This window comes from Sulfurimonas sp., from assembly GCF_050296975.1.
GTDB lineage: Bacteria > Campylobacterota > Campylobacteria > Campylobacterales > Sulfurimonadaceae > Sulfurimonas.
Genome location: NZ_JBNKRX010000016.1, coordinates 1 through 14,676, shown reverse-complemented (window position 1 = coordinate 14,676; position 14,676 = coordinate 1). Strand labels below are relative to the sequence as shown.

14 protein-coding genes are annotated in these 14,676 nt (G+C 34.6%); 3 read left to right on the top strand and 11 right to left on the bottom strand.

The features are described 5' to 3' along the window. Positions 1–95, top strand: a 95-nt coding sequence (locus ACQY56_RS04845) for an IS3 family transposase (protein WP_428743734.1), incomplete at its 5' end; no start/stop codon positions are given. A 67-nt stretch (positions 96–162) separates the two neighbouring features. Here ACQY56_RS04845 and ACQY56_RS04840 read toward each other — a convergent pair. Beyond that, on the bottom strand, positions 163–1,515 hold the full coding sequence (locus ACQY56_RS04840) for a CAP domain-containing protein (RefSeq protein ID WP_428739483.1): 1,353 nt from the start codon (positions 1,513–1,515) through the stop codon (positions 163–165). A 164-nt stretch (positions 1,516–1,679) separates the two neighbouring features. On the opposite strand from ACQY56_RS04840, the gene ACQY56_RS04835 reads away from it, so the two are divergent. Next, positions 1,680–2,228: a hypothetical protein gene (locus tag ACQY56_RS04835; protein ID WP_428739482.1), complete on the top strand. Its 549-nt coding sequence runs from the start codon at positions 1,680–1,682 to the stop codon at positions 2,226–2,228. 25 nt (positions 2,229–2,253) lie between these two features. After that, a complete protein-coding gene (locus ACQY56_RS04830) occupies positions 2,254–3,135 on the top strand; it encodes a hypothetical protein (protein WP_428739481.1) in 882 nt (293 codons plus the stop codon). Here the strand turns inward: ACQY56_RS04830 and ACQY56_RS04825 are convergent. The 10 genes from ACQY56_RS04825 to ACQY56_RS04780 all read right to left on the bottom strand — a co-directional run. Beyond that, entirely contained in the window at positions 3,085–4,041 is a 957-nt protein-coding gene (locus ACQY56_RS04825; protein ID WP_428740001.1) for a radical SAM protein, read from the bottom strand. The genes ACQY56_RS04830 and ACQY56_RS04825 overlap by 51 nt on opposite strands. After that, positions 4,013–5,044 (bottom strand): uroporphyrinogen decarboxylase, encoded by a 1,032-nt coding sequence (gene hemE / locus ACQY56_RS04820; protein WP_428739479.1) that lies wholly within the window; start codon positions 5,042–5,044, stop codon positions 4,013–4,015. Before hemE ends, ACQY56_RS04825 begins: the two co-directional genes overlap by 29 nt. A gap of 13 nt (positions 5,045–5,057) precedes the next feature. Continuing rightward, positions 5,058–5,567, bottom strand: a complete 510-nt coding sequence (locus ACQY56_RS04815) for a YqhA family protein (RefSeq protein WP_428739484.1) — start codon at positions 5,565–5,567, stop codon at positions 5,058–5,060. Positions 5,568–5,573: 6 nt separating this feature from the next. Then, a complete protein-coding gene (locus ACQY56_RS04810; RefSeq protein ID WP_428739478.1) occupies positions 5,574–6,602 on the bottom strand; it encodes an aspartate-semialdehyde dehydrogenase in 1,029 nt (342 codons plus the stop codon). 9 nt (positions 6,603–6,611) lie between these two features. Continuing rightward, on the bottom strand, positions 6,612–7,751 hold the full coding sequence (locus ACQY56_RS04805) for a sigma-54-dependent transcriptional regulator (protein WP_428739477.1): 1,140 nt from the start codon (positions 7,749–7,751) through the stop codon (positions 6,612–6,614). 20 nt (positions 7,752–7,771) lie between these two features. Further along, positions 7,772–8,185: a hypothetical protein gene (locus ACQY56_RS04800; protein ID WP_428739476.1), complete on the bottom strand. Its 414-nt coding sequence runs from the start codon at positions 8,183–8,185 to the stop codon at positions 7,772–7,774. Continuing rightward, positions 8,134–8,694 (bottom strand): LPP20 family lipoprotein, encoded by a 561-nt coding sequence (locus ACQY56_RS04795; RefSeq protein ID WP_428739475.1) that lies wholly within the window; start codon positions 8,692–8,694, stop codon positions 8,134–8,136. Before ACQY56_RS04795 ends, ACQY56_RS04800 begins: the two co-directional genes overlap by 52 nt. 60 nt (positions 8,695–8,754) lie before the next feature. Then, on the bottom strand, positions 8,755–11,235 hold the full coding sequence (gyrA, locus tag ACQY56_RS04790) for a DNA gyrase subunit A (RefSeq protein ID WP_428739474.1): 2,481 nt from the start codon (positions 11,233–11,235) through the stop codon (positions 8,755–8,757). A gap of 110 nt (positions 11,236–11,345) precedes the next feature. Then, entirely contained in the window at positions 11,346–13,970 is a 2,625-nt protein-coding gene (locus ACQY56_RS04785; protein ID WP_428739473.1) for a T6SS phospholipase effector Tle1-like catalytic domain-containing protein, read from the bottom strand. Continuing rightward, the coding region (locus ACQY56_RS04780) for a tetratricopeptide repeat protein (RefSeq protein ID WP_428743733.1) at positions 13,970–14,676 on the bottom strand (707 nt) is incomplete at its 5' end. The genes ACQY56_RS04785 and ACQY56_RS04780, both read right to left, overlap by 1 nt.

Sequence of the window (14,676 nt, the reverse complement as noted above, 5' to 3'; positions counted from 1 at the left end):
TGTTCTATAACTCAAAAAGAAGACATAGTTATTTGGGTTATATTTCTCCAAATGAATTTGAAAAAAGGTATAATTTGGAGTCTTTAAAAAATTAGGTTTTTACTGGAGCAGTATTTGTCTAGTTTATTGGGGACATTCCAGTATTTTTCTTAAATTCCTTACTTACTGAATAGTCAAAGTAACACTTTTCCCATTACTAGTACTTATTTGTACATATTGACCTGTTGAACCAGTTATATTTACATCCAAAGTATTAGCATCTACAAAACCTAGATTTACACTTTGAGCGGAGTAAGAGTAACTTACACTTCCTAGTGAACTATCATTCCCATCACTAGGCTCAAAGTATACAGCAGTTGTTTCTCCAGAGGTTACATTAAAAGCACCAGAACTGTCTTCAGCAGCGATAGTGAAGTAGGTATCTGCTGGAGTTGATGTTGTAAAACTCCAGTTGATTGTTTTTGAAATAGTACCATTTTCATCGTAGCTAAATACAGCATCATATTGTGTACCCCATGCAAGTCGCTCTAGTGGAAAAAGTGCAAATTGATAACTACTAAAGTATCCATTAACATCACTTGATTCATCTATAACTCTTGTATTTGTAACCTCTACACCATTTTTCCAAAGAGTAAAAGAGACATTTTCAACAGAACTAATTTTTTGTGAGTTAAATTCGATACTCACAGGGTAACCACTTACTGAGTAATCCGTTAAGGGATCAGGACTCTCTTCATAAAAAACTGGTGTTATATCTGTTGCACTTGCTGGTGGCCATATAACGTATGTTGGATTTTGAAGTGGCAGTTGAGCATTTGCAGTATCAAAAGTTGTTGCTTCTATCTTAAAACCATCAACACCACACATATTTGGATAATATGATCCAGAACCATTATAACTTTCACCTTCACATAATGCATTGAGTACAGAGTTACTCATATCGTAAGTAAAACGATCATCGACTATCCCTATGCCAATTACATCAATACTATTGTCTAAAAATCCGAAACGATGGTATATTGCACTCATAAGGTCATCTATAGAGTTTTGAGAGCTCGTTTGTCCAGCTGAGACATTTTCAGACAAATATATATGAGTATAGCCCAAATAGTCAGCTCTATCACCAGGTGTTGTTCCAGTAAATCCACTAGAGGTATTTACTTCATAATGACTAATAGTATTGTTTAGATAGAGATAATTTGAGTGGTTATAAGCAGCGTCATTGAGTAATGATTCTGTTTGAAGTGTTGTTAATCCCGCAGATGTTCGATACTGATTTATAAGTGTAAAGGCTTCTGACTCATTATCATCTAGTCCTAAAGAAGTGTTTGTATCTGTAGTTGTATTATCATCAGTTGTAGTTGTGTTGGTATCAGAGGTTGTTGAGTTATTGTCTGTAGTTGTTGTATTTGTTTCTGTATTGCTATTAGTGTTACTACTATCAGTACTGCCACTACCACAAGCAGTTAAAAAAGATATAGTTACTAAAATCAGTAAAAATTTTAAAAGTTTCATTCGTAGTTCCTAACAAAATGCATTTGCATTGAAGTTTACCAAAATAGATTTAATTTTATAAAAAATTTATCAAAAAATATCCAATTGCTTAAAAAATAATCTATTAAACAAACTGATGAAAATTATTTCGCAGTATAATTCAAAAAAATCTAAAAGGATTTGCCGTGAATACAAAAGAAAAAAATATGTATAGACTTTATAAAGCACGTACATCTCACTTGAAATGGGTGAACAACATCAAGTTGCTTGTATCCGGGTTTAGTATAGATAAAAAACAGCTTACTCCTATCGCGCAAGATTCAGACTTTGGAGAGTGGTTTTACAATGAAGCCAAACAGTTTGCCCAGTTTAACAGTAAAAACGTTTTAGATGAAATGGAGATACTTTTAGATGAGATGTATAACATCTTTACAAAGATATATGCTATCTATTTTGCTAAAGAGAAGGGTTCACTTAAAACATTTTTAGGCTTCAAAGATACAGCAAGTAAGTATGAAGTTGAGTTTGCTTCTCGTTGTTATGAAGATATAGTTGTACTCTCAGATAAATTTAAAAATAGATTTGGTGTGTTAGAGCGACAACTTCTAGCACTTGGCGATACAAAACATGATGCAGTAAAAGTATTTGAGAGTGAAGAGGAAGAACTTTTGAGAAAAAGTATACCAGTTGATGAGATCAGCGACAACTATTATCATGGACCAAGATCACATTAACAAAAAAATATAGAAAGGATGTTCCATGCAAGAGTTTATGGAAACCTATAAAGCAAATGTAGGTGATATAGAAAAATTTTTAATAGAAACGATTCATAACTTAGGGGAATTGTCAAAAAATGAAGAGGCGAGATTTAAAAGGCTTTTTAAAGTGTTTCCCTCTTTAGAACTTGTTTATACATGTGATAAAGATTCTCTCAAACAAATTTCAGATAACATTTATAGAGATAGAACAAGTGCAACTCCAAAAGGAAGAGATAGAAGCTATCTTATGAGAAAACTAAAGTTTAACAACTCAGATGTATCTATCTCAAAACCTTACATCAGTAGTGCTACTGGAAAAACTTGTATCACTGTTGTAAAAGAGGAAGATGATAAAGTTTACTTTATGGACTTCACAGTAAGTGCACTTTTAGAGCGTTTAGGGCTTATTGAATTACATAAAGAGTTTAACTTTTTAAGTAAAGGATTTTACTTTGTTACAGCGAGTTTGATGATTGTACTTGCTGTGTTTACACTTGGGTATAGCATCTATGAACTAGGACATTCTTTGTTTTTTAAAGAGGATGGAGTCTCAATAGAGTCTATCTTTAAACCTATTATCGCTTTAACATTGGGACTAGCTATTTTTGATCTCTCAAAAACTATTTTAGAACAAGAGGTTGTGTTTAAAAGTTACTCGAAAAACTCTAGATTAGAGTATAAAGTGTTTACAAAGTTTTCTATTACGATCATTATTGCACTACTTATTGAGTCACTGATGGTTGTATTTAAGATCGCTTTACATGATTACTCTCAAATGCTATATGCAGTGTATTTAATCGGGGGTGTTTCAATCCTTGTATTTGCTCTAGGATTATTTATCTTTTTTACGAATAAGGTGAGTGGTGGGAGTGAAAAACTCTAAATTATCGAGTTTTTTTACTATTATTACTTGTTCTTCTATAAGTTTTAAAAGTCTGTTTTTGCTCTCTTCATCAAATAAAAGCTCAATATCTTGCATAGTGAGAGGGCGTTTATCAAGGGTGTTTATAATCTCTTCATTAGTATATGAGGTATTGTTTGCCTCTGCATGAACACGTGAGGCGATATGCACAGGAAGTGAAGCATCAAAGAGTTGTGAAAGCTCATACAACTCTTTATAGCTGATTCCACTGACAGGGTATGCAGGAGGTCGATCAATCGTACCTAGGTCTATTCTATTTGCTTTTATAGAAAGTAGGGCATTATTGAGTTTTAACACTTCCTCTTTTGTATCGTTTAACCCATGCACAAACAAAATCTCTATAAAAAGTTTGCCATTAAACTTTTGTGAAAACTGTTGTACTTTTTTTACAATATCATCAATATTAATGTTTTGATGTGGTCTATCTATCTTTTTAAATATCTCTGGAGTTATTGCATCAAGCGAAAGTTTTACTTGATCGAGTTTGAGTAATGAGTTGTAAACTTTTTCATCGCTAAGCATTGCACTATTTGTAAGAATAAGTGTTTGTGTATCACCTTTAATGATATCTATTTGATCTATCAGCTCATTAAGGTAAGGGTAGAGTGTCGGCTCACCATTGGCTGTAAGTGTAATCACATCTATTTTATTGTTTAGATGTTTTTTGAGTTCTGTAATGATAGTTTCAGCAGAGACAGCGTTATCTTGTTTATCTACAGTTGCAGTAGGAGCGAGTTCACAGTAAAGACAGTCAAAATTACATTGTTTTGTTGCAGGGGAGAGGTCAATGCCCAAACTCATGCCAAAACGGCGTGAGTTGATTGGACCGAAGATTATATTATTTTCCGCTAACACGGTGGCACTCATCTATAAAGTGCTTTGCATTTTCAACTGGAACATCTGGTAAAATCCCATGCCCAAGGTTAAAGATATGACGTTTCCCGCCCATAGTCTCTTGGATAACTTCTACACATTTAGTAGTTGCTTCTTTTGAGTAAAGACGGCATGGTTCCATATTTCCTTGAAGAACATACTTATCACCTAAATGCTCTTTTGCAAATGCCATCGGAGTTGACCAATCCACACCAAATACATCGAAGTTTCCATACACTTTATCTAAAAATGCAGGGATCCCTTTAGGGAAAAGGATAACTGGGATATGCGGATAGTTCTCTTTTAAATATTCTGAGATTTCTACCATATATTTCCAAGAAAACTCATCATATTTCCCTGGCTCAATAGCAGCTGCCCAAGAGTCAAAGATTTGTACAACATCAACTCCAGCTTCGATCTGTTTTTCCATGTAAAGTTTTACAACATCAGTTACTTTTCTAAGTATTTTGTGTAAAAGTTCAGGGTTGGAGTACATCATTTTTTTACAGATATTATATGTCTTAGTCCCTTGTCCCTCGATCATGTAAGTAGCTAACGTCCAAGGTGCACCAGTAAAACCGATAAGTGCTTTATTATCTGCTAATTTAGTTTTAATAAGCTGAATTGTTTCATACACATAAGTTAGTTTAGATGCAGCCTCTTCTCCGCCGATAAGTCTGTCTAAATCAGCTTCAGATTTAATAGGATCAGAAAACTTAGGACCTTCACCCTTTACAAAAGATAAATCCATTCCCATTTCATCTGGAATAACTAAGATATCGCTAAATAAGATAGCAGCATCCACATCTAAAATATCAACTGGTTGGAGTGTTACTTCACAAGCCATCTCTGGGTTATGACAAAGATTTAGGAAGTTTCCAGCTTTTGCTCTTACTTCCATATATTCTGGTAAGTAACGACCAGCTTGTCTCATCATCCAAACTGGTGTGTAAGGTGTCTCTTTTCCAAAACATGCATCTACAAAAATTTTGCTCATATTATTCCTTTTTCTAATGTCCAACTTTACTTAAAAAGTACAAACCAACAGCAACTGCCGTAATAGAAAGTGCCAAATATAATAACTCTAGTGGAGATTGGTAACTAGCAAGTCCAACTTTTTGAAAAAATCCAACTACTAAAACCATTACAATTACTTTTGAAATTTTATCTTTGAGTTGATCGAGTGAATGGATAGAAAGAATTTTATTTTCTCCATCCTCTTCACGTGCAACATCGATGTCTGAGATAAAAAGCTCATAGAGTCCAAAAGCAAATAAAAGCATTACAACACCGATAAGGTATAAATCAACTGCTCCAATTATCCCGCCAACAACAGATTCATGAAAATGTTCTGGATGAGCATGATTTACATAGGTATTAAGTACCAGTTTTACTGTATCATAAATGTCAAAAGAAGCAACTGCAAAAAGTGTTATAGCACCAAATAGCCCAAATATAACTGCTAAAAGTACTATAAACCTTGAACTCCATAACCCACTTTCAAAGAATTTTTCTATCATCATGATCTATGCCTCTTGCATCTCTATAAATTTTTGAGCGATTCTTACAGCATTTGTTGCAGCTCCAACTCTTAAGTTATCTGCAACTACAAACATATGCAACATGTTGTTAGAGTAGTTATCTTCTCTAATACGCCCTACAAAAGTTTCATTTCTATCTACACAATCTTTTGGCATTGGGTACACTGCAGCACTTGGATCATCTAAGATTACAATATTTGGAGCTTTACTTAGAATCTCTCTTGCTTCAGCAGCATTTACTTCAGAATCAAATGTTAAAGTTAAAGCTTCAGAGTGTCCACGAAGAACAGGTACACGAACACAAGTGGCACTGAGTGCTATCTCTTTATGCATGATTTTAGTAGTTTCATTTACCATTTTCATCTCTTCTTTTGTGTAGCCATTATCGACAAACTTATCAATTTGCGGGATTACATTAAGGGCAATTTGTTGGTTAAACGCTTTGTGCTCACTTTGATCGAGTTTAAATGCAAAGAAGTCTTGCATCTGTTTTACTAACTCTTCCATAGCAGATTTTCCAGCACCACTTGTTGCTTGGTAAGTTGCTACATCCACACGTACTAAATCATACGCTTCATCAAGAGGTTTTAGTGCTTGTACCATCTGAATAGTTGAACAGTTAGGGTTTGCAATAATTCCAGTTTTTTCCCATTTTGCAATATCTTCTGGATTTACTTCTGGAACAACCAACGGAACGTCTGGCTCCATTCTAAAGTGTGATGTATTGTCAATTACAACTGCACCTGCCTTTACAGCTGCTGGTGCATAAGCTTCACTTACACTTCCACCAGCACTAAAGATTGCAATCTCAACATCTTCAGCTTCAAAAATTTCGTTAGTGAGTTCTTTGATGACAATATCTTTACCATTAAACTCAACAGTTTTACCAGCACTTCTGCTACTAGCAAGGGGGACAAGTTTTGCTAGTGGGAAATCTATCTCTTCTAAGATTCTAAGAACCTCTTCACCTACAGCACCATTTGCACCAACAACAGCTAAATTGTATTTTTTCATAAAAGTCTCCTACTTTCTTGTATCTAAATATAAATCTTCTTTTTGTATCTCATCATTTTCACTTAGTATCACAGAACGCTCTATTACAGAGATAAGTTCGCGGATATTTCCAGGCCAAGTATACTCAAGTAACTCATCTATTGCTTCTTTTGAAAAAGTTTTTTTATTAAAACCGTATTTTACACAGTTTTGTTCACAAGTTGCCTCTGCAATCGCTAAAATTTCATCTTTTCGCTCTCTTAATGGAGGAATATTTAAAGGGATTGTATTAAGTCTATAAAAAAGGTCTTCCCTAAATTCGCTCGACTTAATTTTTTCATCCAAGTTCGCATTCGTTGCTGAAACTACACGAATGTCTATTTTTATAGGTTTTGAAGAACCTAGACGACGCACCTCTTTTTCTTGAAGAGCACGTAAAAGTTTTGCCTGTAAGCCATAAGGCATTTCCCCAATCTCATCTAAAAATAGCGTCCCGCCATTAGCTAGTTCAAACTGTCCTGCTTTTGCTTCAAGAGCATCAGTAAAAGCACCTTTTTCAAAACCAAAAAGTTCACTCTCGATCAGGTTTTCTGGAATTGCTGCCATATTGATCGCAACAAATGGTTTTTTACAACGTGGTGAGTTTTTATGGATATATGAGGCAAAAACCTCTTTACCAACACCACTCTCCCCAAGGAGTAATATACTTGCATCTGTTTTACTTGCCTTATCTGCAAGTTTTAAAATCTTTTGCAAGGCATCTGATTCACCTAAAAAGTCACTTGTGTCACCTTTGCTTTTCGAAACAGTTTTTTTAACAGACTGAACTTTCTCTTCGCGTTTGATAGCTGCCACTAAAGTATCTACATCAAAAGGTTTGAGTAAAAAGTCTTTTACACCAAGTTGAATAGATTCAATAGCACGAGATAAAGTGGCATTACCAGTCATAATAATGACCTCAAATTTTCCACCAAGCTCTTTAACAAACTCAATCCCATCCATTCCTGGCATATTGATATCTGTAATGATTAGATCAAAGCTATCATCCAAACTTTTAAGTGCATCTTTTGCATTTTTAAAAGTTTTGATTTCAAACTCTTTATAATCAGACATAGCTAGTTCTAATGATTTGCGCATATTAATATCATCTTCAACGATTGCTATTTTCACCAAATATCCTATTTTACAAGCTATTTTAAAGGTGTGATTTTAACAGAATTATCATTAAAATCGACTTTGAAACAAGTTGTTTTGAGTGTAAGTACTGTTGTTGAGGAGTTTTGAAAGTTCTTTGTTTTTTCTCTATGTTTTACTTGTAAACCCAATTGATGCAAATACGCAACAAACTCTTCTTTATTTTCATCGATGATTGTTTTTAAATTCTCTGAGTCATGTGGGTCTAAAAAGATGCTTTCTTGAGGAGTTCCAGAGCATTTTTGCATAGCAGGGGATATGTCAAGATGCTCATTATATAAAATAGCATTCTTGACAACATATCTATATGAAATAAGGTATTCACCAGCATATAAACTGCTGAGTGAACTAAAGATAATTATTGCGCAAATTGTGCGTAAGATAGAGTGATCTCCATCTCTACTTCGCATAGACCCTCTTTGAAGTTTGTTTCAACAATATTTGCATTTTTTACCATCGCTTGAACGGATGTTCTTACAGTTGAGCGTTTTACCATCATGTTCTTGATAAGGTCTTGACCATCAACACGAACCCCTTTTACTTTTTCAGCGATAAGTCTGTAGGCATCAGCTACAGCTGCACGTTTTGCTAAAGCATATGCTTGTGCAGGAGAAGCAGTATTCATAGGTGCGACACCTTGACCAACTACACTGATAATGAGGTCTTTATTAAGCTCTAATACGGGCTCTTTAGTATCTGCTGCTGTTGTTGCAGTAACTTTTTCTTCTGCTTGTTTTTCTACCATAGGAGTAGCAACATCTTGTTTTTCTTCAACTACTGGATAGTTTACATTTACAATAGTTTCATGTTGTGGAGATGAAGTTGTGCCTACTTCAGAGCTTTGCGAAGCACTAGAAGGTTCATGACCCGCATAAACATTCAGGCTTAGTAAAGCGATTAATACTAATGAGTATTTCATATAAATATCCTTACATTAGGAGAGAAGCTCTCCAGAGTTATAGTTTAGCTTAAGCAACAACTATTCCAAAAGTGATGGTGGTGTATCCTCTTCTAAATCGTCTTCATCCTCTTCTTTTTTAGGACAACGAGAAATACTTGCAACATCATCACCTTTTACTATATATACACCAGAAGTGTTACGGCTTGATTTTGAGATAGTTTGCATATCTACACGGATCATTTTTCCAGCTTTTGTAAGTGCCATCATATCCATACTTTCATCTACCATGAGTATTCCTACAACATGTTTACCAGTTTTAGGAGTCATTTTCATAGCAATTACACCAGAACCACCACGATTAGTTAAGCGGTATTCACCAGCATCAGTACGTTTTCCAATACCTTTTTCACTTACTATTAAAATCTCTTGTTCATCGTTAGAAATGATGTTTGCGTCAACTACTTCATCATCTTTGTGTTTAAATTTGATACCGCGAACACCACGAGTGCTTCTACCTTGTTCACGAGTTTTTTCAATTTCAAACTTGATACATTGTGCAAGTTTTGTAACAATGAATAAGTATTTAGTCTCAGGCTCGGCAATTTTTGCAGTAATTAGTGAATCGTCATCGTCTAGTACGATCGCTCTCACACCGTTACTTCTAATGTTGCTGTATTCACTTAAATTAGTACGTTTTACAACACCATTTTGTGTAAAGAACACTAATGATTTCTCTTCACTGAAGTCTGTTGTAGGGATGATAGACTGTATTTTTTCATCTGCTACCAGTTGAAGAAGGTTAACAACTGCTTTACCTTTAGCTGTACGAGTACCCTCAGGAATTCTATACACTTTTAACCAGTGAAGTTGCCCACGATCTGTTACAAAGAGTAGCGTGTCGTGTGTATTACATGTAAAGAACCTTTCAATAAAGTCATCTTCATAAATAGTTACAGCAGTTTTTCCTTTACCACCACGTTTTTGTTTTTCGTAGTTAGCAAGTGGTACACGTTTGATGTACCCACGGTGTGTAATAGTAACAACCATTGGTTCATTAGGAATTAAATCTTCGATATCTATATCATCATAATCATCTTCGATCTCAGTTCTACGTTTTTGAGTATATGTTTCTAAAATTTCATCAAACTCTTCATCGATGATACCGTGAAGTACCTCTTCACTTTTTAAGATAGATTCTAAGTATTCGATAAGTTTCATAAGCTCTTGAAGTTCATTTTCGATTTTTTCGATCTCTAAACCAGTTAAACGACCAAGTCTCATAGCAACGATACTTGCTGCTTGAATTTCAGTAAATTCAAACTCATTTACTAGGTTGTCTTTTGCTTCATCTTCAGTTTTTGAAGCACGAATAACACGGATAACATCATCAATGATATCGATAGCTTTTTTCAGACCCTCTAAGATATGAGCACGAGCTTTTGCTTTTTCAAGATCGAAGATTGTACGACGAATGATGATTGTTTTACGGTGATTGATAAAGTGTTTTAAGATGTCGATTAAACCAAAGATACGTGGCTCTTGATTTAATATAGATAGCATGATAATACCAAATGTCTGCTGCATTGCAGTTTGTTTGAAAAGATTATTTAGCACAATTTCGCTCATTGCATCTTTTTTGAGCTCAATTACGATACGCATACCATCACGGTCTGATTCATCACGAATTTCGCTGATACCTTCGATCAGTTTATCTTTTACAAGGTTTGCTACATTTTCGATTAAACGTGCTTTATTTACTTGGTAAGGAAGTTCATCTACTATAATGATCTCTTTTTTAGCTTTTTGTTCAATATGAGTTTTTGCACGGATTTTAATACGTCCACGTCCTGTTTCATACGCTTCTACAATCCCTTTTTTACCAAAGATGATACCGCCAGTTGGAAAATCAGGTGCAGGAACATGTTCCATAAGCTCAGAGAGTTCGATATTTGGATTTGCTAAAACAGCTTTAAGGGCATTCATCACTTCTGAAGGATTATGTGGAGGGATATTTGTTGCCATACCAACAGCGATACCGCTTGAACCATTTATTAAAAGGTTTGGAACACGAGTTGGCATAACATCTGGTTCTTTAGTAGTAGCATCGTAGTTGTCAATCATATCTACTGTGTTTTTATCGAGGTCTTTTAAAAGCTCTCCAGCATACTTTGTCATACGTGCTTCTGTATAACGCATTGCTGCTGCTGAGTCACCATCAACAGAACCGAAGTTTCCTTGACCGTCAACCAGTTCCATTCTCATTGAGAAATCTTGAGCCATACGAACGAGAGCATCATATACAGCTGTGTCACCGTGTGGGTGGTACTGTCCGATTACATCACCGACGATACGTGCAGATTTTTTATATTTTGCACCAAATGAGAGGTTAAGTTTATCCATAGCATATAATATACGTCTATGAACAGGTTTTAGTCCATCTCTTACATCTGGTAATGCACGTCCAACGATAACACTCATTGAATAATCAAGATAACTGCTTTGCAGTGTCTCTTCAATATTTATAGTTTGAATCTCTCCGTTATTTAGCAAATCACTCATTAAACACCCTAATATATTAAAATTAAAAATTGCTAGATGATACTAAAAATCTCTTAAGATAATGTTTAAAGTAGGGAAAAACTTTATTTTATATGATGTTTAACTTTTTTTTATAAAGTATATTTTTCCCCAGTAGAAGTATAGATAACCCGCTTACCATAAAACTCTCCATCTTCTATTTCCTCAGTAGATGGTCCATTTACGATATACTCTACATATAAGTCTCTATTTGAAGAGTGGTGCAAATAAGAGTCTTTGAGTTTTTTATAAAGTTCAGTATCATCTTTTGAATTTTTGAGGGGTTCTCTTATTTTTAAGAGTCTGTTATATGTACTTTGGAGTGTATCATCTTTTGAAAAGTCATACGCTTTTAATCCTCCCAGTGGTACCATCTCTCCACCATCCTTTTTCACTTTATTGAGGTTATCATCATAAATGGCTCTATCGTGCATAAGTCTTAGTGTTACATGTTCATAAGTGTTTTGTACAAGCGGTTTATGCATATATACAGTAGCTGTATATGTAGGGCGAGATGGTATTCCCCGTTCTGATATATGTATATGTGTATTAACTATATAGTAAAATCCCTCTTGCTCTTTTTTCTCTAACTCACTATCTGAGTTTATCCCCTCTACATGTTCACTTAAAAGCCAATGGTGTTTTTTATTCCATTTGTTTATTTTTCTTGCTAAATGATCATGACTTCTAAACTCTAAAAAGCCTAGTTTAACACTTTCAGCTTTTTTATTGTATCCACCGCCCAAATCTGCATGAGCACCTGGAAATGTGATCTCTTCAAATTGCACTTTTCTTGTTCTTAAACTACTTTTAGTTTCCCAAAACTTAGTTCTTGGTTTTTGAAAGATAGAGAAAGTTTGAAAATTATTTCTATACTCATCATCAGCCATAAGATGAAAAACCTGCCCCAGTTTTTTCTCCCCTTCATTTGCAAAAAAGTCTATATTTAGATTTTTATGATCATTAGCTTGAGAGAAGCCATAATGTGTCACTGTATCATAGATCCCAACAAACCTAAAAGAGAGTGAATCTATACTTATATGACTGCTAAGATAAAAAGGGTTATTTAGAGTAAACTCTTTACCATTATCTTTTATGTCTATTCTAAGTGGATTAAAAAATATCTTGCCTCCATACTCTACATAACCTTTTTTTCCATAAAAAGGCTCAAATATATCTTTGCCATCTTTCATCCGTACACTATATTCTCTATTGCCTTTGGGTATTAGTTCGGCATCTTTGAGTATAGAGCAGATGAAATGTCTAGCAGAGGTAGCCCCGCGAGAAAAACCAAATATATCAAGTACCAACTCATCTATATGGGTAATGTTTGCCTCTCTTAACTGATAAGCCATCTTTTCACAACTGTAGATGATGTGTGCAACTGCACCTGTAGCATCTGTTCCTAGTCCAAGTCCTCCAAGTGCGTTGTCAGACTTATACCCATCTTCTACATACGGGTTATGTGTCCCTGAACCACTCTCATAAAGTTTAAAACGAGTAACTGAGAGGGCGTCTTTGTTTGTTCTTACATCATCCCCATCATACACTTGGTAAAGTCGTTCTATATTTGTTTTTCCATTTGTATAACTGCTATCGCCATTTTCAGGCAATATCTTTTTTTGTACAAACGCTCCACGTGTTGCTTCATCCGCACTATCTTTACCATGTTTCACATCTACGAAGTAATGAAACACCGCTTTGGCATCATCAGCTTTTTTACTATTTAAAACAGACTGAAAAACTCTGGCATCGTTTTGGTTCAGGTTTGAGGGTTTATCGAAGTAGCGTATCTTTTGTGGGGCATTGTCTATTTGGTTCATTATAAGTTTGAGGTACTCTGGGGTGAGTTGTGGGTCTTCTTCTCTTAAAATATAATCTAAAAGTCTTGCAAATTCTCTTTCAGGTTTTTGTTCTAAACGTGTACTTTGACTGTATTTATTTTGTTCTATATACTCAGCAGGTTCTTTTAAAAACTCTCTAAAGTTTCTATAAAACTCTATATTGTACATATTGTTTTTTGTACCATCATAAAAGATCCCGTACTCCACTACAAGTTCAGGCATAAAAGAGATAGCAGTGCTTTGCTCATAAGTGATAACCTCTAACTCCTCTGTTTGCGTATCTTTTTTTAAGTTATATACATAGGGTGCAGAGACGATTATGTAAGATTTTGGAGCGATATTGAGGGCATCACGCAGTGTTTGCCTACTAAAACGTTGCTCTTTTTCAAGTATAGCATCACTAGAACCTCTTGAGAATTTTAAAAGTGAATAACTTTTCTTCTCCCCCTCTTTTTTCAACGATGCATCTAACTTATTATAGGCATAGGTATAATCACGTCTAAGAAAATCTCCATAACTCTTTGACATAGCAAGACCATTGGTTTGGAGTTTTACAAGTTTATTTTCCACTTGCTCTTCATGGACAGTTTTTAATTTTGGGAGTGTGAGGTTTTTACTCTCTTGCTCTATAGCTTGTGTAAGGTATGGGGCGTATTTATCTTTTACGATCTCTAAAATAGCATCTTTATCGTACTCATCCCCTGCTAAATCTCTTGTCTCTTTTAAACTAACGATCAGATAAGCTACTCTGGTTCTATTTACAAGATAACCATTATCAACCGCTTCTCCTGTTTCGGTAATGGAAAATGTATTTACATGCATACCCTCATTCTCTTTAAAGTGTACATCGCCATCAAATACGTTATTGCTCATTATTTTTCTCCTAATTCTTTTAATCTTTCTTTCGCAATGGTATCACCCATTTTTGCTGCTTTTTTATACCACTCTATTGCTTTTTCTTTATCTTTTAAACTAAATTGGTATAAATATCCAAGATTATAGATGGCATTAAGATGCCCTTGCTTAGCAGCTATTTCATACCATTTTATTGCTTTTTCTTTATTTTTTAAATCTACATCATAAATATTTCCTATACTTGCTGCACAAGAAACACAATTTAATTTTTCATACCCTTCTTTAAACCAATATATAGCTTGTTTATAATCTTTTTTTACTTCCCAATAGAAAAAACCTAATCTTAAAACTGAATCTTTACTCCCTAATGCAAACCCTTTTTTATACCACTCTATCGCTTTTTCATACTCTTTTTTATCTTCATATAAAGTTCCTAAAACCCAAACTGATTTTACATTGCCCATCTCTATGGCTTTTTTAAAGTATTGCTCAGATTTATTAAAATCTTGATACTTTTTTATATCAGCATAGAAAACACCTAAGTTATAGTATCCTTCAGAGTCTCCAAGTTTTCCGGCTTGTTTAAAAGTTGCCATAGCGTGTTCATAGTTTTGTGCTGAAAGATAAACAAGACCTACCCCTATAAGTGAGTAAGTATCCCCTTGTTTAGCTGATTTTTTAAGCCATTTTAGTGCTTGTTTGTAGTTGTTGAGACGATGGTACT